At 60.4% G+C, this 19732-nt stretch carries 13 protein-coding genes and 1 tRNA gene; 9 read left to right on the forward strand and 5 right to left on the reverse strand.

All coding sequences use genetic code 11. The features are described from left to right. Positions 1–100 precede the first annotated feature (100 nt). Positions 101–176: transfer RNA gene (locus AC07NK_RS05055), tRNA-Ala, on the forward strand. A 398-nt stretch (positions 177–574) separates the two neighbouring features. Here AC07NK_RS05055 and AC07NK_RS05060 read toward each other — a convergent pair. The 5 genes from AC07NK_RS05060 to AC07NK_RS05080 all read right to left on the reverse strand — a co-directional run bounded on the left by AC07NK_RS05060 (position 575) and on the right by AC07NK_RS05080 (position 5246). Further along, a complete protein-coding gene (locus AC07NK_RS05060; RefSeq protein WP_495169464.1) occupies positions 575–1615 on the reverse strand; it encodes an AMP-binding protein in 1041 nt (346 codons plus the stop codon). 125 nt (positions 1616–1740) lie between these two features. Next, positions 1741–2634 (reverse strand): glycosyltransferase family 2 protein, encoded by an 894-nt coding sequence (locus AC07NK_RS05065; RefSeq protein ID WP_495169465.1) that lies wholly within the window; start codon positions 2632–2634, stop codon positions 1741–1743. Next, on the reverse strand, positions 2631–3857 hold the full coding sequence (locus tag AC07NK_RS05070) for a hypothetical protein (protein WP_495169466.1): 1227 nt from the start codon (positions 3855–3857) through the stop codon (positions 2631–2633). The genes AC07NK_RS05065 and AC07NK_RS05070 overlap by 4 nt, the downstream gene beginning before the upstream one ends. After that, complete coding sequence (locus AC07NK_RS05075; protein ID WP_495169467.1) at positions 3854–4444, reverse strand: hypothetical protein; 591 nt, start codon at positions 4442–4444, stop codon at positions 3854–3856. Before AC07NK_RS05075 ends, AC07NK_RS05070 begins: the two co-directional genes overlap by 4 nt. 586 nt (positions 4445–5030) lie before the next feature. Next, positions 5031–5246, reverse strand: coding sequence for a helix-turn-helix transcriptional regulator (locus tag AC07NK_RS05080; protein ID WP_495169468.1), 216 nt, complete (start codon positions 5244–5246; stop codon positions 5031–5033). A 169-nt stretch (positions 5247–5415) separates the two neighbouring features. Between AC07NK_RS05080 and AC07NK_RS05085 the strand changes: the two genes are divergently transcribed. The 8 genes from AC07NK_RS05085 (at position 5416) to AC07NK_RS05120 (ending at position 19728) form a co-directional block, all read left to right on the forward strand. After that, positions 5416–10110 (forward strand): hypothetical protein, encoded by a 4695-nt coding sequence (locus tag AC07NK_RS05085; RefSeq protein WP_495169469.1) that lies wholly within the window; start codon positions 5416–5418, stop codon positions 10108–10110. Between the two features lie 688 nt (positions 10111–10798). Further along, a complete protein-coding gene (locus AC07NK_RS05090) occupies positions 10799–13183 on the forward strand; it encodes a TonB-dependent receptor (RefSeq protein WP_495169470.1) in 2385 nt (794 codons plus the stop codon). A gap of 19 nt (positions 13184–13202) precedes the next feature. Then, complete coding sequence (locus AC07NK_RS05095) at positions 13203–14660, forward strand: esterase-like activity of phytase family protein (protein ID WP_495169471.1); 1458 nt, start codon at positions 13203–13205, stop codon at positions 14658–14660. Positions 14661–15027: 367 nt separating this feature from the next. Next, complete coding sequence (locus AC07NK_RS05100; protein WP_495169472.1) at positions 15028–16620, forward strand: alpha-amylase family glycosyl hydrolase; 1593 nt, start codon at positions 15028–15030, stop codon at positions 16618–16620. A gap of 1 nt (position 16621) precedes the next feature. Continuing rightward, a complete protein-coding gene (locus tag AC07NK_RS05105) occupies positions 16622–17641 on the forward strand; it encodes a glycosyltransferase family 4 protein (RefSeq protein ID WP_495169473.1) in 1020 nt (339 codons plus the stop codon). A gap of 1245 nt (positions 17642–18886) precedes the next feature. Beyond that, complete coding sequence (locus tag AC07NK_RS05110) at positions 18887–19108, forward strand: hypothetical protein (RefSeq protein ID WP_495169474.1); 222 nt, start codon at positions 18887–18889, stop codon at positions 19106–19108. Positions 19109–19143: 35 nt separating this feature from the next. Next, positions 19144–19323 carry a hypothetical protein gene (locus AC07NK_RS05115; protein ID WP_495169475.1) on the forward strand — a complete coding sequence of 60 codons (180 nt, stop codon included), beginning with the start codon at positions 19144–19146 and terminating at the stop codon, positions 19321–19323. A 150-nt stretch (positions 19324–19473) separates the two neighbouring features. Next, on the forward strand, positions 19474–19728 hold the full coding sequence (locus AC07NK_RS05120) for a hypothetical protein (RefSeq protein ID WP_495169476.1): 255 nt from the start codon (positions 19474–19476) through the stop codon (positions 19726–19728). Positions 19729–19732 lie beyond the last annotated feature (4 nt).

A 19732-nucleotide genomic window follows, 5' to 3' on the forward strand; every position in this document is an offset into this window, starting at 1 on the left:
GCGCGGCCTGAAACTGCGCTGCAAAAAGCGCATACGGGCCGTTGCATCAGCGTTGCGGTGAAGCTAGAGCGACCACCTTCCGGCTACGCCGGGGTGGAGCGGGGCTGTAGCTCAGATGGGAGAGCGCTGCAATCGCACTGCAGAGGTCAGGGGTTCGATTCCCCTCAGCTCCACCATTCAAGCAAAAAATGCTTTGAATATCATTGCCCTTAAGGGGAACTCACGAATCGGCCCACATTTTCGTCCCTCACTCGCTTCGGCTTTGCTGAGCGGGCTTGGAACCTGACGGTACGTGAGAGCACCGGGCGGTGAAAGCGTACATGTCGAACCAGACTACTCGGAAGGCTGGAAATGGGCTGTCAGCCGAACGGCGGCTTCGCGGCGAAGCTCGCACGAAATCGGACAGACCCTTGGAACGACGGGTTTTAGGCCGTTAGCTAACGCCCGCATCCAGCAAGGAGCAACCGAAAGCAGGCGTTGATCTCTAATCGGTGCTTGGTGAATGCAAGCACTTGCGCGTCTAGCTGTCTCTCCAGCCGAGACGTCGTCGTAGCTATTGCAGAATGGGTCTCAATCAACGCCGAAAGTCGGCAATCACGGGTGCCTTGGAAGTCACGGGGTCGTGATGAAGCATTGCCATCGTCACGCGCCGAACATCGACATCTACGCGTGGCGCCAAATCACGCATCAGCCGCGTAAGCCCGCCTGCGGCAGCATTGATCGAGCAACTCTCGATCGGATCGACCAGGAGCAAATCCAAACGATCCCAGCCCTGCTGCCCATGGTGCAACTGAATTTGAAATGCCTCAGCGCCCGCGACAAACGGTGCAAACAGCGGAAGGTCGAAGTGCTGCTCGGCAAGCAGGAACGAGCGCGCGTTGCGCCCTCGCAGTTCGAGAAGGCGAGTGCCGTCACGCTCGACTAGACGGCCGACATCTCCGAGGAGATAGCGGAACACCGGAAAACGCTTTCGATAGCCGTTGGTGATCGCGAGTTCGCCAAACCCATCTGAGTCCGGAGACATCACCTCGACAACTACTTGCGGCAGGATGCGGAACAGCCCGGGCTTACGACTCTCCTCGGACCACGCCCAGATGCCCGTCTCGGCGCCGCCGTAGAGCGAGGAGAAGTCTTGCGTACCGAAGCTTTGGGTGAAGCGCTTCGCGGCGCCTGCAGGAAGAGGCTCTCCGGCATAGAGTAACTGGGGGATATTTAGGCTGCCCCCGGCGGCACGGAGGAATTCGGCCAAGAGCTGAAGCTTCGAGGGCGTGCCGAGCAGATGAGTCGGCGCGAATCGCCGCGCCGACGCCAGGACGTCTTCGTAGCGGGCATGCGCGCTCATCGGCAGCGAGGTCGCGCCACAGCGTTCCAGCAGGTCGTCAACGATCGCCGCAGTGCGATACATGTCGGCATAGCCGAACAGATTGAGCGCTACAGTCCTCGCGCCGAGTATCCCTTGGGCGAGCAACGCGGTGGCAAGCGCATGACGCTGGGCATGATTCTCGTGGATATCGACCGGAAATACCAGCGGCGTGCTGGTGCTTCCACCCGAGCGAACCAGATAGACGCCGCGCGCTTCGGCGCCGGGCGTGAAGCGATCGAGGTGCGGCTTCAACACCGCCTTATCGACTGCCGGCGCAACACGATAGTCGTCGATCCCAGCAAAATGGTCGCGGTAGAAGCTATGCGCGCGAGCCCGAGCGAAACCGTCGCGCAGCAGCGCTTCATCGCCAGGACTGATCACGAGACAGTCGTTCGGAGCAGATCGCGATAATGCGCAAGGAACAGGGGTCGCTGTTCTTTGGGCAGCGTCGCGAGTGCATGGTCGTGCCAGCGCGCGGCGAGCATCTCCGCCATCCTGCGATCGCTGGGGTCGGGGCTGTGGCGATATCGCAATACTGTCGGCGGCGCCTCCAGCGTGCGCCAATCATCGCATCGGCGATGTGACAGGCTATCGGGTGAGACGCGGAAGCGGATCAGGGGAGTCGCGATCAGCCCCACTCGCGCATCGGCGGCAGCGATATCCCTGAGCACCCGATACCAAAGATCGACGCCCTCGTTGAGCCGGGCGTTTCCATAGCGGTGTGCACCGAGCCAGCGGCGCCGAACGATGACATTGCTAGCGCGGCCCATCACGAACTCTGGATGTGCGGCGGCCCGTAGAGGTTGGACGAGGAGGAATAGTCCGTCGTCGATCGGCTCGAGTTCAGCGGCAAGTTGTTCGACGTCCGGGAAGATCTCGCCTACCGGTTCGCTCGCATAACCGATCACCGCCATCGTCAGTGCATGACGATCCATAACCTCCCGCATGTGCCGTAGCGCATCGGGGCGCAGCATATCGTCGGCGTCGAGGCAGAGGAGCAACTCGCAGTCGGCGCGCTCGATTCCGATGTTGCGCGCTACGCCGGGGCCGCCATTCTCCGCCCGTCGCACTAGCTCGATTCGCGTGTCGCCTAATGCTGTGGCGTGGAAGGCAAGCGCCCGCTCGGCGGCCTCCGCACTCCCATCGGTGCTTGCATCATCGACGATGATCAACACATCCGGCGGGGCTTCCTGACTGGCAAGTGACTGGATAGCTTCGCCTATGAACTCCCGCTTGTCGAATAGCGGAATCACGACTGCGAGGCTGCTCATTGCGCAATCAGCGGAACATAGATCAGACCGCGATCACCATGGAGATTGATCACCGACGCATTGGACCCGCGGAATATTCCTGGGCCGTAGCTGGTCGCATCGCGGCACAGCTGCAACCCGATCAGATTCGTTGCGCGATCAGCGCCGGGCGCGCCAAAATCACACTGTGGAAGATAGTATTGATACATGTCTTTCGACCAGTCGCGCTCGATCCGCGCACGCCAAACTGCCTCGCTGCACTCGCGGCGTACCAGCGCGTCAATCCCGCGACCACCGCTGCTCCGTTTGGCGATCATGTCCTCGTTCCGCGATAGCAATGCTTCGCAGCCACTGGCGTCAGTTACCGTCCATGAGGGGATCAGGAAGGAGTGCAGCTCCTCCGCCTCGTCTGCGCACAGGAGATCCCGGCGGATCGCATCATCCCACAGCACAGCGAGCACGCGCTTGTCATGAACCAGGATCAGCGTGCGAATGTCGTTGAAATAGCTCCCTGCCTCGATCAGGTGCTGCAGAACATCGCCGGGGATAAGTGGTAGCTCGCTTCGATCCATCTCGAGAATGACGTGATCGATCGTCCGCCCGGCCGTGCGCAGTTCCCCCCCCTCCAGTTCGATCGCCGCCGGAGAAACTGACACGAAATCGATGCTGCGCTCGCGAAGCGCCTCAGCAAGGAAGAAGATCTCGGTTCCAGCCTCGTCCGCATGTAGCATCGCCACAGTATCGCCGGAGCGATACTGGCTGCACAGCGCATCGACGAAACCGTATCTTGTCACCTCACTCAGCCCGGCCTCGACCGCGGCTTCGGCTGCGCGTTCACTCACCATCCAGCCGTTGAGCGGATAACGGGCGCCGATCTCGCAGACGCGTGGTCGGCCAGCGGTGTCGTGGATGAGGTCCGGACGGTGCCAGCCGACGCGATAAGGCCTTCCTTGCGCCAAGCGCAGGATCGCTTCCATCGTCTCGGACAGCGCATAGATGGAACGGATACGATAATCGGCGAAATAACGCTCGACGATCGCGTGCAGCGCCTTGTTGAGCAATTGGTTCAACCGATCGAGCCGGGCCAGATAAGCGGGCGTGATCAACACCGGCGTCGCCGCAATATGTTCGCGATCGATGATAGGTGGATTGCCCAATCGAACCGCCAACGTCGAGCGCAAGTCCTCGGCGAAGTCGTGCTCGCCGATCCACAATAGTGGCGCGGCGACGCCAGCGTCGCTCAATGGACTGCCTCGACCTCAAGCGCGTCACGCAGACAAAGATGGTCGAGCACCGCGGCCTTCTTTTCGAGATAGGTCTCGATAATGTCGTCGAGCGAATAATCGGCGACGGAGACGCCCATCGCTTCGGCAAAATGCTCGAGCGCGCTCAGTGCGTGAAAGAAGTGGTTCTTCTCGGTCGGCCCGGTGTGGACACTGATCCAAGCGAGCGTGCGCCGGATCGTCGCGTCGGTGAAGCCATATTCCTCGGCCAGCCAGCGCCGGAACAGCGGGAAGATGAACTCGACCTCGCCGTGCGTATAAATCTCATGCACCAGCGTGGTGAGCAGCGCGACCATGGGGTCCCGATCTCGCAGCGAGTTATGATCCTTCCATTCCTTGAACGCCTTCGCTGCAGGATGGAGGTAGCGCCGTGAGAGCCAGCGATCATCACCGACGATGTCAGTCGCCATATAGTAGAACATATCCGAATGGAGTACCCTATGCGTGACTGCCAGATCCTCATCAATGATGCGGTCGAGACTGGTGAGCACGCGTAGCAGTGCGTCCTGATTACCGACCTGCTGCCCGCGATGAAGCATGAGCGTCAAACGATTGCCGATCCCCGCAACGGTCACTGCACTGTTATTGGTTTGCGACCAGCTGTGAAAGAAGCCGCTTAGTGTTTCGGGTTCCTGCCGCTGTCGGGTCAGCGCGCAGAATCCCCGTTCGATAGTGCTGAGATGGCCAGTCTGCTCGGCGAAGCATCGTACCAGATCGTTCTTGATGTACGAGTCTGGTACAGATTCAAGCACAGGCAATATGATAGCTTGAAGAGAATCCACAATCCGCCCCCTTGGATTCCCGATGCTTATCGGACATTCAATAATTATTGTAGAACAACATGAACCAGAATGAATACATTCAAGTAACACATATTACATCTTGACAAGGTGCGTCGGATTCAAGTATTGTTAACGGCGTAATTAGGAATATTATTGAGTGTCCGATCGCAGCGATCGCCGGATTGATAGAAACCTCTTTCGCGATCGCCGTACCATTTGCATCGAACTGGTATATCGGCGGGACCCGGGAGCTCGTTCAAGAGCCCTCGCGGCTTGCTACCTGCTAGATGAATGGCAGCTTTTCGGTGCTCTCACCGATCACCGGAATGTCGGCCATGAAGGGGCGTAGCTGTCATTCCAAGAGATGGGCATTGATGTCGTAGAACATCGGATTGCGCAGCCAGGCGTTGATAGCGGATTCGCGCCGGCCAGCATAGCGCATGCTGATCTGCACGTTCCTGGGGAGCGTACCGTTCTGCCTCTTCCGATACATGGTCGAGCGGCTGAGTCCGGTACGCTCTAGGACGGTCTTGATCAGGAGGATGCGGTCGGGAGTGTCGGTCTGCATTGGCATCACCTTGCATCATGTGCGGGTTAGTGGTGCGCCCCGAGGCAAGCATTCGCAATGCGCATCGCGATACCTGTAAGCTGTCTTTCCCGCGCTCGAACAACAGTCCTCCATGTTTCAAAGCGACAGCGGGAAACGCAGTACATGTGGACCACTAGCCGGATCACCTTTGGCGACGAACGAAAAACTGCAAAACGAACTCGGCGGTTTGGCTCTCGATTTCCGACTCATCCGCCGTCTCTGCCACGCTACGCCGCCACCTCCCTCGCTCCTTCGACCAGCCCTCATGAACGGCCCAAAAAAAGCGTGCAATGTTGGATTCTGCATGTTCTCTTTATGTTCCTATCGCGCGTGCGATCGAGAATCGGAGGAAAAAATGCAGATCACGGGTCCCACTCAGATCGTCTTTCCAGACGGCGTTACCGAGCAAAATCTTTCTCTTGGCGTCAGCGGAGCGACCGGCGCCGTTGCCTTTACCGTTACGCAGGTCCCGGCACAGGTCGCATCGGTGCGAAAGTCGCCCGGCGCGTCGCCCCTTGCAGCTGGCGCGGTCCTGACGTCCGCCGAAGCGGCGAACCTGGTTGTGACTCGATCGGGCGGATCGGCTACCTATGGTCCAACGATCTCCGCAGCCTCCGTCATCGGCGTACGCAGCCGCGTGTACGCCACCGGCACGACGGCCCCGGCATTCACCGCCGGCGATGCTGCAGCCGTTCAAGCCGTTAAAGATGGCAATTTCTGGTTGCCCGCGTTTCCGACTGGGGGGACCGGCACCCTCACCGTTGAAATCCTGCTGGACCTCGGCACTGCCATTACGCTCGGCAAGCTGGTCGATACGACCATGAGCCTGAACTACGGTGGGCAGACGACCGACCAGTGGCAAGGCGTCACGGCGCGTGCGCTGGCGAGCAGTGATGGCAGTGCCGTTTCCGTGCTGGACCAGTTGTCGATCGTAAGTGACGCGGTTGAACCCAATTCCCAGAAGCGAATTTCAGGCGTCGTTACTGGCGCGGCGTCTGCGCGCTGGGTCGGGCTTCGGCTGCTTGCAGTGCCACGCGCTTACCCGTGCATTTTCCAGGCACTTGGGGTTCAGGCGCAGAGCGGCTCCGGCGCATCGCCGACACTTCCTTCTCCGGTCTACTTCGGTGTTTCTGCGAATGAGGCTAGTGGCGCGTCAACGCTAATCACTGCAGCGTCAGCCGTTGACGTACGCTCCCGCGTTTTTGCCACCGGCGCCACTCCCCCCGCGTTTGCAGCCGGGACCGCTCCACAGCTTCAGGCGTTGAAAGACGGCAATTACTGGATACCCAATTTTCCGACTGGCGGGACCGGAACCCTTACAGTCGACTTAATGATCGATGCAGGCTCGCCAATCGCGCTATCTCGTGTGGCCGACATCGTCGCCAGTTTGAATTATGGCGGTCAGACGACCAATCAATGGGCCGGCGTCACCGCCAAGGCGCTGGCTAGTTCCGACGGATCGGCGGTGGTCGTGCTCGATACGCTCGCCATCTCTGCAGACAGTGTCGAACCCAATGGCCAGAAGCGGCTGTCCGGGAACGTGACTGGCGCGCCTGCGGGGCGTTGGGCTGGCATTCGGTTGGAGAATGTATCTCCGACGAAATATCCGTGCATCTTCAAGCTGTTCAATCTCGAGGCCGGAAGCGGCACTGGCGCTGCTGCCAATCATGTTGTTGCGATTGGCGACACCGGCACGAACTTTGGGACGCCTCCCGGCAGCGGGATCACGGTCTATGGCGATCCCGGGACGCGCTTTCCGCTGGATATCTATCTTCCTACACCAGCGGCGAGCTACGTGCTGACGATCCCGTCGGGCCTGGCTCTGGTGGAGCGTGTGGTCAGTCAAACCACTGTCACCAAGGGATCGTCATATGCGATTGCCAACGCTACCGGCCCATTCGTCGCCACACAATCCGGCGGCGGTGTCGCGAATGCACCGTTGTCGCTTACGGGAAGCGGCACCTTTGCGGCAAGCCATCTCACCCTCACCGGCGGCGCCTACCTATCCAGTCCTGCGTTGGGCATCAGTGCGGCCGCGCACGCGGACCCCACCAGAACGCAGACTCCAGTGGCGCTACAGCTCGATTTTTCCGGTGTCGTACCGGCCAACTCCTGGGTGATTGCGTCCGTATATTCCTATTACGAAGGCGGCATCATATTGATGGGCGATTGGGCGCAGGCTGGCGTCGGCGTGCGGATCGAGCGCAATGGTATCATTGAGGAATACGCCAGCCCGGCAGTTTTCTCCAATACGATCTCCGAAACCGCGTCGGTCCGCTACACGGACAATCCCAACGGCGCAGGCGGGACAATCGTTTTCCTGCGCAACGGCGTGCAGGTCGGTTCGCCCATCGCGACCGGCATCAAGCCTCGCATCACACCGAATGCCGCACTCGAGTGTAATGCGCTGACCGGAAATCCTGCCGCGGGCGGCACGGTCAAGGTTGCGTCCGTGGGCGTCAAATTGGATACGCCGAGCGAGAGCTACTCGTATGTATCGGTTAGTTCCGGCACGATTTCGGCGGCTCGTTTGCAGACTCTCTATGTTGATGCCAGCGCTGTCGGAGCGCCGCAATCGGCAAAGACTGTGACCTATCAGCCTACCGGTGGCAGCGTGCAGGCGCTCGATGTGGTGATCGGTCCACTGCTAGTACCGGCGGGAGCCGCTTATCGGGCAGTGCTTGAGAATTGGACGACGGGCTCAGCGGTCAACCATCCGAATGCGCTAGTAATGACAAAACCTGCCCGCCAGAACTGCCGGCTTGAGGACCCGTTGTATGGCGCAGATCAGACCCCGTGGACGGAATGTCTTCCCCAAGGGGCGCCGCCGCTCATCAACGGCATCGCTTATTATTGCGAAGCACTCCGGATGGGCTCTTATGTACAGTTCCAGTTTGGTTATGACTGGGCGGCTTCAGCAATGCCCGCAAATCCGTTCGGCGATCCGGCGGGCTTGAACAGCTACATGGTGCCTCACAAATGGCGTATTGAAGACCAGTCGGGGAATATGATCGCTCGCGTCCAGCGTCCCGACGGTGGTCCCCTGAACGGCACGGACATCCCACACATCTTTGCCGGCAGTTTCGACGGAAACGGCGCACCGGTCACCAACGCCACCAACAAATGGTACCCCCATGGGACGGTTCGATCGGCCGTCGTGTGGCGATCGAGCGACCCGGCTAGCTACGATCAGGCAACCATCAGTTCTCGCCTGCCGCGCTATGACCTAACCGTGCCGTATGCGCAGCATACGCATTTTTCGAGCAACGGCGGGGACTTGCGGCTCACCCCGGGTGCGCAGCTGAATGGCTTCGGCGCTACGCGGGTGATGCCCTTTGAGCCGACGAACTACGCGGCGCTTACTTCGCAGGCGGGCCTCACGCAGGATCCGCATAAAGGCAGCCTGTATTCCGCCAGTTCGCTTGCAGCGGTCGCATCCACCTGGTTACGGTATACGCCATTCAATCAGATGGGCCGGTCGCCGTTGACCGGGCCGGGCGGGACGCGCGACGATCGAGCTGCGATACCTGAGCCTGTCGCGCAATACATGTACGACGTGACCATGGTCCGCCCGCACGACGGCAAGCCGTGGAAAGCAATCGCTCTGGACTTCGTGACTGGCTATGCCAGCGATCCATATCATTGCTTCGAACAGGGACGCTGCGTGCCGTTGTTCAAGGGAGCAAATGCCAATCGGTCGGTCGCGTTGCGCCATCATTATTACGGCTATGGTGAAAGCTCGATACCGCCCGAGCGGGCCTATTACATCCAGAGCGGGCGTGAGTATGACCTCGTAGCTTCAACGCCGCCTTTTCGCACCTTCGTCCCGTCGAAAGGCTTTGCTGGTGACAAACCCTATTTCGGTACCAACGCGATCGACGCGATGCACGCGCATCAATATCCACACTGGGGCTCCCTGCTCTGGAAGACACCGGAGTTCGCGTTTTTCGGTCACAAGTTGTGGGATCAATTTCGACTATATGGAAACTACATCTTGGCCGAATCTTCCGGCTTCCGGATGGCAGATCGAGAAGGCGCGTGGGGCTTCCTGCATGCGGCTCTTGCCTGGAAGACGGCGTCCGCAAATTCGGATCGGCTCTACAGTCGCGCTGAGATCATCGAATTCATAAAAGGGGACTTCGAATGGTTCCATGACAATCACAAGACTAGCACACCAGGATTCGACACGCCGCCAACCAATCTGATGACGGGCGGTCAGATCGACCCGACAAAGGTGTTCTACGCCGGTGCTAGCCGCTTCGGACTGATGGGCACGGTCGGCGACGATTTCGGTCAGCATGATTTCTCGGTCGGCTACTGGTTGACCGCGCTGGGAATCGGGGAACGCCTAGGCTTCAACGCTGCAGTGAGGGCGTCCTCCACGAAGGCGAGCAGCGTGCTGTTATTCCTGATTGCCAAACATCGACAGCGGATTGTCGGACGGATCAATAACGCGCCCCAAGCTAACGTCGGCTCGCCTGACCCATATGCCTTTAACATCTGGAGGCGCGCGTCGATTGTAGCAGCCGGCGGTGCGGTTGCGTCATTGCCGCAAACTTATGCGGCGGTGAACAGCCAGAACGGAACGGCGGCGAATTGGGACGTCACCACATTCCAAGGATCGACCATCGATAAGGACGGACAAGCGATGGACCAGTTAATCTCCGGTCCTTCGATTCTTAAGTTGCAGCTTGCACAGACGGGATCGGATCTCGACAGCGCCCAGACTACCGCGCAGGGGTGGCGCAACGCGAAGAAGGCGCAGGAGTCGGCGCTTGGCGCGAACGCCGGCAGCAGTTGGTTCAAATATCTTAACGCCGTGAACAATCCAGCATTGAGCTAGGACGAGGCGGCTTAGGGGGGACGGGTCCGGCGCCACCAGCGCCGGGCCCATCTCGCCGATGAGCTTCACGGACATCTCATCAAGATGCCATCGCTCGATCATTGCTGGAGAGGTTGACCCCGTCAAACATTGGCGAACACCTGTGAGCTGCTAGGAGAGGAGTTGACAGCAAAGCGCCCTCATAGCGGTCATCCAGCGGCCAGAATTGCGTTCGGCAAAGTCTTTGCGCGGGCACCACCCGGTGCTGCCGCGACATTAAGACGGGCAAGAACGGCTGCTTTTAGACCTAGCGGTCGATAGGGGGCGCTTACCGCTGTTCGAGGCGTCGATCGTCAAATGACAGCATGGCCCCCCAATATTCCTGAAAGCTGCCCGACTGCAGCGCTAGATATAAAGCGGTTACACTATTCGAACGCGATGCGTGGCACGTCCTGTACCTCGCTTCGCCAATAGAGTCGGGGTAGAGCGCGGCGTGACAAGGCGGTCCCGCTCGCGGATCAGGTTGGGCGACCGCACGGGTTCTACAGGACCAGCCCTGAATTTTAGAAGTGTTGCTGCACCGCGACAGGGCGACGATATCGAGGGTTGTCACAAAAGCATCGCGGCGCCGTAACAAACTTGCCTCGCGCCGGATCTAGCTCCCGCGGCCGGATCGACCGCCGCCGGTGGTCGGGTTGAGGAATGATGCATGACTGATCTTTCGCGCCGGGGACTGTGCCACGGTGGTACTTTTGCTTTTCTGATGGCGTCGGCAGCGCTGACCACATTTGCGACTGCCGCGCATGCGGAAGCAAACGACCGTACCGATACTGCAGCCAGCGCAGACACCGAAACAGACGGTGAGATCGTTATCGTCGGCAGCGGAGAGACGCGCTCGGTCTCGACCCTGTTGCCGTCCAACCTCGATGTATTGCCTCCCGGCGTCAGCGTGCAGAAAGCGCTGAACTTCCTGCCAGGCGTGAGCGCACAGTCGATCGACGCGCTGGGCGTCAACGAAAAGTCGATGACGCTGCAGGTGCGCGGCTTCAACACCACCCATCTCGGCTACACGCTGGATGGCGTGCCGCTCGGCGATGGCGCCTACAACAACTATAACGGCCTCAGCATCAGCCGCGCGCTGATCTCCGAGAATCTCGGCCGCGCCGAGGTGGCGACCGGCATTGCCGGCCTCTCCATCCCATCGACCAGCAACCTCGGCGGCGCGGTCACCTATATGTCGAGCAACCCGCGCAAGGACCTGGGGCTTTCGGTCAATGCGAGCATCGGGAGCGAGAGCGCCAAGCGCATCTTCCTGCGCTTCGACACCGGCGAGCATGGCGGCTTCTCGGCCTATCTTTCCGGCCAGTATCACGAATACGACCTGTTCGTGAATCAGGCGGCCTACAACAAGTCCACTGGCAAGCAGTTCAACGGCAAGCTGATGTACGAGTTCGATGGCGGCAAGATCACGGCCTTCGCCGATATCTCGCGCACCAACCAGGCGAGCGACGCCTATATCTCGAAGGACATGTTGGCGCGGCTCGGCTGGGATCAGGGCGGCTATGCCCCGAACTGGCAAGCCTATCTCGACCGCGCTTACTGCGCGGTGACTGCCCCCACGGCTCCGACTCGCTGCCTCGATTCGGTGCTGCCGGAAAAGCGTTCGGACGTCACATTCACCAACGGACAGATTCTGCGCGACGACAATCTCTACTACCTGACCGGCGAGTTCGACCTGACCAGGACGCTGAGCGTTCGCGTGCAGGGCTATCATCACAAGAACAAGGGCGCCGGTAACAACTGGATTATGGGCTGGTCGAAGCAGGGAACAGCCGATACCTCGGACGACGTCCCGGTGCAGATCCGCGATACGCGCTACACGATCGATCGCACTGGCGTGCTCGGCAGCCTCAGCTGGCAGCTCGGCTTCAACCACTTCCAGGCCGGTTTCTGGGTCGAGGGGAACACGAGCAGCGCCGCGCGCTACATCTGGACCAGCGTCAAGGGACCGTTCGACCTGGGCCAGTATCTGAAAGGCCAGCCGGACACCGCGCAGTGGGTACAGGAAACCCGCTGGAAGACCCGGCAATTCTTCGTTCAGGACACGATCAAGCTGCTCGACGACACGCTGACCTTCGATTTCGGGTTCAAGGGTACCTATTCCAAATCGGATGCACGGGCGATCGACGGCATCGCCAAGGCGACACCACCGGCGTCGAGCCAGTTTGCCAGCGGCGTACTGGTCGCGAAGGACTATTTCCTGCCGCAAGTCGGGGTCCACTGGCAGGTCGCGCCCAAGCATGAGCTGTTCGCAAGCTATTCCGAGAACATGGCGATGTTCCAGGGCGGCTTCAAACTCGGTCCGCAGTCGGTGTCGCAGGCCATCTGGGACCTGCAGGGCAAGCATCTGCAGCCCGAGACGTCGCAGAGCTTCGACGGCGGATATCGCTATGTGAGCAATTCGCTTCAGGTCTCGCTGTCGGCGTACAACACGCACTTCAACGAGCGGCTGCTGCAGTATAATCCGTGCCCCACCAACCAGCAGCAGAATCCGGGCTGCGGTAACTCGTTCCACAACGCCGGCGGCATCACCAGCCGGGGCGTGGAGCTCGGCGTGCTGTGGAAGCCCGTGCCATGGCTGAGCTGGTACAATTCGGCATCGTACAACAAGTCGACCTATGACGAGGACCTCAACTGGTGTACGGGCGCGACCTGCGTGATCAAGCGGACCGCCGGCAAGCAGCAGGTCGATACGCCCAAGGAAATGCTGGCCAGCGTGGTGACCGTGACGCAGGGCGGTTTCTCCGCTTCGCTGATGGGCAAATATACCGGCCGTCGCTATTATACCTACACCAACGACCAGAGCTTCGGTGGCTACACCACCTTCGATCTTGGCATGGGCTACCGGTTCGGCGACTTTGGACCGATGAAGGGAGCGAAGCTGTCGTTCAACATCACCAACCTGACCAACAAGCGCTATGCGACCAATTTCGACAGCAGCGTGTTCGCGCCCGACGATGCGTCCGGTACGCTCGTGGTGTTCCATGCCTCGGCGCCGCGGCAGGTGTTCGGGTCGCTCAGCTTTGATTTCTAGGCGGACAGGCGTTGCGGCGTTGATCCTGTGCGCCCTCCTTCCCGGCCTTGCCGCCGGGAAGGAGGCGATCACCCGGCCGCATCTCGACCAGACAGCGGGCGCGCGCAGCATCTCCCTGAACGGCCAGACCTATGTAAATCACGGTCTGGTCGGTACTGGCCGACTTGCCGCGGATAGGCTCGACTTTCTCGGCGACACGCTCGGCTCCTTTTCCTCGCTCAAGATCGCACCTGGCAGCTGGAAGCGCGTCGGCGCCCATTATGAGGGCATCCTCTGGACGCTGCCCGACCGCGGGCGCAACGATCCCGGCGCCAATCTCTTCTTCGACTATCCGGCGCGGTTGCATCGCTTCCGCATCCGTTTCACGCTAGGCGATGGCCGGGTGGATCTCATTCCCGATCGCGGAATGGTCTTGCGCGACTTTCATGGCCGGCCATTTACCGGCGCCGATCCGGCTGCAAGCATGCTGACACAACGCGGCACCCTGCTGCCCGCGCCAGCCGAGGGTGTCGGGCGCGGCAAAGTGTCGCTCGACGCGGAGTCGCTGCAGTTCACACGCGACGGCGGCTTCTATATCGGGGACGAATATACCGCCAACGTCTATCATTTCGACAAGCACGGCCGCCTGCGCGGCGTCATCCGTCCGCCCGCCGCCATTCTGCCCCAGTGCGACGGGCGGCCGTTCTTCGGCTCGTTGCAGGCGCCGGATTCCGGCCGGCGCAACAATCAGGGCGTGGAAGGCATGTCGCTATCGCCCGACGGCCGCACCCTGTTCGTGGCGTTGCAAAGCGCGCTGATCCAGGACAGCGCTCGCGGCAGCGCCGCCGGCCGCCTCAACACCCGCGTGCTGGTCTATGATGTGAGCCGCTCGCCGACGCCGTCTCGACCGGTCGCGCACTATGTGCTGCAACTGCCCGCCTATAATGACGACGGCAACGGTGCCCCCCCGAACCGCACCGCCGCACAAAGTGAAATCGTCGCACTGGATAGTCGTCGCTTCCTGATGCTGGCGCGTGATGGTGCCGGGCATGGTGCCGCCGGCAACGCGCCGATCGTCTACAAGAGCATCTTGCTGGCCGATGTCGCGGGGGCGACCAACCTTGCCGGAACCGGATACGAGACCGGAACCGCCAGCGTGCTGCAGGATCAGGCCAGCCCGAAGCTGAAGCAGCAGATCATACCGGTCGAATGGGTCGAACTGGTGAACATGCTCAATCCCGTGCAACTCGCGCGGTTCGGTCTCGGGGTCGAGGCGCTGTCCGAAAAATGGGAGGCAATGGATCTAGTGCCTGCACTGGAACCGGATCATCCGGACGCGTATTTCCTGATCGTCGGCAACGACAACGACTTCATCGCCCGCCGCTGCCGCATGTCTGACCAGTCCTGTGACTCAGGCTTCGACAACGACAGCCGAATCCTGATCTATCGCATCGGCCTGCCGGGGACAGCTACCGCGCGTAACCGAGGGGCGCGCTGACGATCCTCTATCTATGGGAAACGCGAGTAGGCCGATGCCCCTCCCTTACGCCGTCCCCCGGCTGCGATTAGTTCGTCTTCGTCGTCCAACTCGAAGAAATTGATAGAGGTTCAGCGCAGTTCTTGGGGCTGACAGGCGCCAGCAGCGCTCATGGCATTTGTACCAATATGCCATGAATCAGCGAACGACCGCAGTTGGGCCGTGAGCGGAACGGCAGCTTCGAAATGACGACGCCGCACAACCAGACGTTTAGCTATCTCGCGAATTGAACCAGTTCGGTGATGAGGACGCAATTTCTCGGAAGGCGGAACCCTCAGGCATCTGCGTCGCTTCAGGTCTATCGCAAATACGGGAGCAGGCAGCCGGCATGAAAGATGCGCAGCCATGGTGGGAGCGTGGTGTCATCTATCAAATCTATCCGCGCTCGTTTCAGGACACGAATGGGGATGGGGTCGGAGATCTCGCAGGGATTGAGCGGCGCCTTGATCACCTTGTTACGCTGGGCGTCGATGCAGTCTGGATTTCACCAGTCTTCCCTTCGCCGATGAAGGATTTCGGCTATGACGTCGCTGACTATTGCGCGATCGATCCGATCTTCGGCGATCTCGATACCTTTGATCGACTGATCGAGGCTGTTCATCGCCGCAAGCTGAAGCTGATCCTCGACTTCGTTCCCAATCACAGCTCGGACCAGCATCCCTGGTTCCTGGAGAGCCGGCGCAGCCCGAAGAACCCAAAACGCGACTGGTATGTCTGGCGCGATGCAGCGCCCGACGGCGGCCCGCCCAACAACTGGATCAGCGACTTCGGCGGCTCAGCCTGGGAATGGGACGAGGCCACCGGCCAATATTATCTCCACGCCTTTCTGAAGGAACAGCCCGACCTCAACTGGCGCCATCCCGAGCTTAAGCGCGCGATGATGGACGTGCTGCGCTTCTGGATGGAACGCGGTGTCGACGGGTTCCGTATCGATGTCCTCTGGCACATTGTGAAATCCGAGGGGTTAGAGGATAACCCGCTCAATCCGGATTGGGCTCCTGGCCGGACCGAACGCGATCGCGTCATCCAGCTTCATTCGACCGACCAGCCGGAAGCGCACGACATTTCCGCCGCGTTTCGCGAACTCTCCGACAGCTACGGTGATCGTGTTCTGATCGGCGAGATTTTCCTGCCCAATGACCTGCACGCGCGTTGGTACGGCACGCCGCAGCGCCCGCAAGTGCATCTCCCTTTCAATTTTCAGCTGATCGAGAATGCATGGGATGCCGAGACCCTCGCCCAGCTCGTTCGAGCTTATGAAGCATCGCTTCCAGATTTCGGCTGGCCCAATTGGGTGTTCGGCAGTCACGACGCGCCCCGCATCGCCGCACGCATCGGCGAGGCTCAGGCCCGCGTCGCGGCGATGCTTCTGCTCACGCTGCGCGGCACACCGACACTGTACCAAGGCGATGAGCTCGGCATCGGAGAAGTTCCAATCCCACCAGAACGGGTTCAGGATCCCCAGGATTTGCGCCAGCCGGGGCTCGGCATCGGACGGGACCGTTCAAGGACGCCAATGCCGTGGGATGCTTCCCCGCACGCTGGCTTCAGTGACGTGAATCCGTGGCTTCCCCTCAACCCCGATTGGCAAGTCCGGAACGTGGCGATGCAATCGGAGGATCCGGAATCGATGCTGTCGCTCTATCGCCGACTTCTCGCATTGCGGCGGCGACACGCCGCGCTGGCGGTTGGCCGAATGCAGGCCGTTACCGCGCGAGGCGACGTGCTCTCCTACGAGCGTATCCTGAATGGGGAACGATTGCTGGTCGCCTTGAACATGGGCACCGAGCAGCAACCGCTTGTATATCCTCCGGGCACGCGCGCCGGGCTGCTATTGGCGTCGACATTGGGCGGGACAACGGCCTCTACCACGCTTGCCGGAAACGAAGGCGTCGTGCTTCAGCTTGAGTATCAGACCTGACATGCGCATTGCTATGCTCGCCCCGATCGCCTGGCGGACGCCGCCCCGCCTCTATGGTCCATGGGAATTAGTGACCAGCCTGCTCACCGAGGCATTGGTTGCTCGCGGCGCGGACGTGACGCTGTTTGCGACGCTGGATAGCCAGACCAGTGCGCGTCTCGCTGGCGTCGTTCCCGCGCCATACAACGATGATCCCTCGATCGACGCGAAGGTATGGGAATTCCGTCATCTCGCTCATCTCTTCGAGCAGGCCGATACGTTCGACCTCATTCACAATCAGGCCGACTTTCCGGCGCATGCCTTCGCGAACCTGACGAAAACACCGATCGTCACGACGATTCACGGATTTTCGTCCGAGCGGATCCTCCCGATGTATGCGCCCTATCAGGACCGCGTTCATTTTGTCGCGATCAGTGAGGCGGATCGCCATCCGGCGCTGCGCTACGCTGCCACCATCCATCACGGCATCGCCGTCGATCAATTCCCGTTCGACGCACGAGGCAGCGAGGATTTGCTGTTCTTCGGACGCATTCACCCGGACAAGGGCGCAGCCGAGGCGATCGCGACAGCACGTTCAAGCGGCCGGACGATCAACCTGTACGGCCTCGTCCAGGACGAGGGCTATCACGCGAGCATGGTGCTACCGCAGATTGACGACAAGCGGGTGTGCTATCACGGCACTGTGGGCGGGGCGCAGCGTCTTCACGCGCTTGGCAGCGCGCGGGCACTTCTTCACCTCATCAATTTCGAAGAGCCATTTGGCTTGTCGGTCGCCGAAGCGATGGCGTGCGGTACGCCAGTCATCGCAATGCGCCGCGGATCGATGTCCGAGCTCATCGAGCATGGGGTCAACGGCTTTCTGGTCGATAGCGTTGAGGAAGCCGTCGCCGCGATTGACCGGGTCGAAACGCTCGACCGCGCACGGGTGCGCGAGACGGTCGTTCAGCGCTTTAGCGTCGAGCGAATGGCTGACGCGTATTTGCAGCTCTATGCCCGGATCGGTTCGAGCGGTGGAAGCTGAATAAGGCAGTCAGCGATGCGCCAACGTTCTCTTGCAGCCCGCTCACCCCTGCATCGCACTGCGACGGGTAATGCGCACCGGCTCAAGCGGGTCTTCACTTCTGACGAGCCATCCTCCGTCGATACGCGCTATGAACTAGCGTCCATATGCAAACGCCGACGAGCAGAGCGATCACGCCCAATAGAATGTACGTGAGGAAGATATGCAGCTCGATACGTAATTCCAGCGCTTGAGTGCCTGCAGTGCGGCACCGTAGTTTCTATGACCAGCCAGAGAGGGCTGCGGGGAAACCCGCCACCCTCCTTGCGAGATGCGTCACGACCTTATCGGCAGCGAACGTTGCCACGCTCGATCGCCCGACCGGCGAGGCCACCTCCGGCACCGATGATCAGCCCGGTCGTCCCGTCGGAGCGACGACGGCCACGATTGCGGCTATCAGGTACATATTTTTCATGATTATTGCTCATAGCCATTAGATGAGGCTAGGGCAAAACGAAAGTGACACATAGAAAGATCGCGGCTGAAAAGGGTTGGGCCATTGAAATCATGCCAAATATTATTCCCTTAATTACTTAATATCTATTCTGGACACTTCCGCCTTCATTCTCCCATCTTGCCACCGCAGCATGGAGGCGTTTTCGAACACCCCTTAGATGCGATCTTTCAGAGTCTGTTTGAAAACGGTTATGGGGATAGCTGCTCGCCGCGAGAAGCTTGCCATAGGCGAGTGCGAACGCACGATGGGCCGCTCGCGCTCCGGAAGAGGGCGACGATTCAGCTCTCGCGAGAGACTCCTGCTCCCGTCGCAATAAGTAGTTGATGTCCATTGTCTTGCTCCGACGAGCGGGAGCGCAATACTCTCAGGCGTGCCTGCTCGGGGAAGGGGGCACGATAGGGCGATCCTATCATGTCCCACCATCCGTGTCGCTTTCGAATAAGTCGCCGATGCCGCCACGTGAATAACAGTCAGGCTGCACGGTGACGGCAGCTACTGGTTGAGGTCCACTGGTAATGCATGCGCCTCACACCCATATGGATGTCATCGCTCCGCTTCTTTCTGGGCACGGAGACGACTGAGAGATACGCGCGCTCCCGCTCTTTCATGGAGCTGCGCATGCGCTTTCCTTCCCATACAATCCTGAGCACTCCCCCGGTTGCGCAGGTTCGCCATCAGCCCGTGCTTTCACTGTTCTCGACTGGCGTTGCGATGCCCGATCCAGAGGCTACTCAGGGAGAATGCGTGTCATGTCGCGCGCCTTGAACGTCAACGCGACCGTTGCGGAGGTGATCGCCATTGCGGCGAAATGCGGCGCGATGATCAGTGCGATCGAACCACTGCTGCCGGAAGGCACGCGTGTCGTATTCATGAACCGCGATGCCGCAACGGTGGTGGAGCAAGCCTTTGGCCGACGCGTGCTGAAAGGCACGGTTGCCCGTGAGCCATGGACGCAACAGCGCATCAGCTAGAGCCGGCACATCCTCGCAACCAAGGAAGAGTCATCATGCCACCCCTCATCTCTCAGCCTTCTCCACCTGTTCCCGATGACCCCGCCACTATGATGGAGAGCTATGGGATCGAGTGCATCCCAGTCGACTATTTCCACTGGAACGGGTTTCGCTACGGCAGCCTGAAAGACGCGATCGCCGCCGCACGGCGTGGACGAGTCGGTGCGTGTGCCTGACTTCCTGCATCGCCTGTTCGGGACCCATGTTCCGGATCCCGCACGCAACCATTGGGATCGGGGCTACAGCGCAAGCTGCTGCGTCGATTGCGGTTGCGACATGATACGGCTGCCGGGTCTTCCCTGGCGTGCTCTTTGAAAGGATATCGCATGAAGCCGACCCTAGCCATGTGCCGCGCGCAGGAAGCACGTCAGCGCGCCCTTGCCGCCGATGCAGCGCTCGCGAACGTCAAGGGCGTGGCGATGCTTGCGGCGGCCGCATGGGCAAAGGAGGCGATCACCGCCGAACGCCGTGAGCAACGGCACGCGCGCAGGGATCAGGAGCTGCTCTACGCTCCGTCACTGCTGGAGGATCGTATGTTCAGCGAAAACCCGGATCGCGGCTTTGCAGACCCGGGGGCCTGAAGGC

It is taken from the genome of Sphingomonas sp. GW821-FHT09B04 (assembly GCF_059418285.1).

Coding starts and splice junctions, on each gene's coding strand:
- AC07NK_RS05065 (WP_495169465.1), bottom strand. CDS start 2,634: ATGAGCAGCCTCGCAGTCGTGATTCCGCTATTCGACAAGCGGGAGTTC.
- AC07NK_RS05080 (WP_495169468.1), bottom strand. CDS start 5,246: ATGCAGACCGACACTCCCGACCGCATCCTCCTGATCAAGACCGTCCTA.
- AC07NK_RS05090 (WP_495169470.1), top strand. CDS start 10,799: ATGACTGATCTTTCGCGCCGGGGACTGTGCCACGGTGGTACTTTTGCT.
- AC07NK_RS05100 (WP_495169472.1), top strand. CDS start 15,028: ATGAAAGATGCGCAGCCATGGTGGGAGCGTGGTGTCATCTATCAAATC.
- AC07NK_RS05105 (WP_495169473.1), top strand. CDS start 16,622: ATGCGCATTGCTATGCTCGCCCCGATCGCCTGGCGGACGCCGCCCCGC.
- AC07NK_RS05110 (WP_495169474.1), top strand. CDS start 18,887: ATGTCGCGCGCCTTGAACGTCAACGCGACCGTTGCGGAGGTGATCGCC.
- AC07NK_RS05115 (WP_495169475.1), top strand. CDS start 19,144: ATGCCACCCCTCATCTCTCAGCCTTCTCCACCTGTTCCCGATGACCCC.
- AC07NK_RS05120 (WP_495169476.1), top strand. CDS start 19,474: ATGAAGCCGACCCTAGCCATGTGCCGCGCGCAGGAAGCACGTCAGCGC.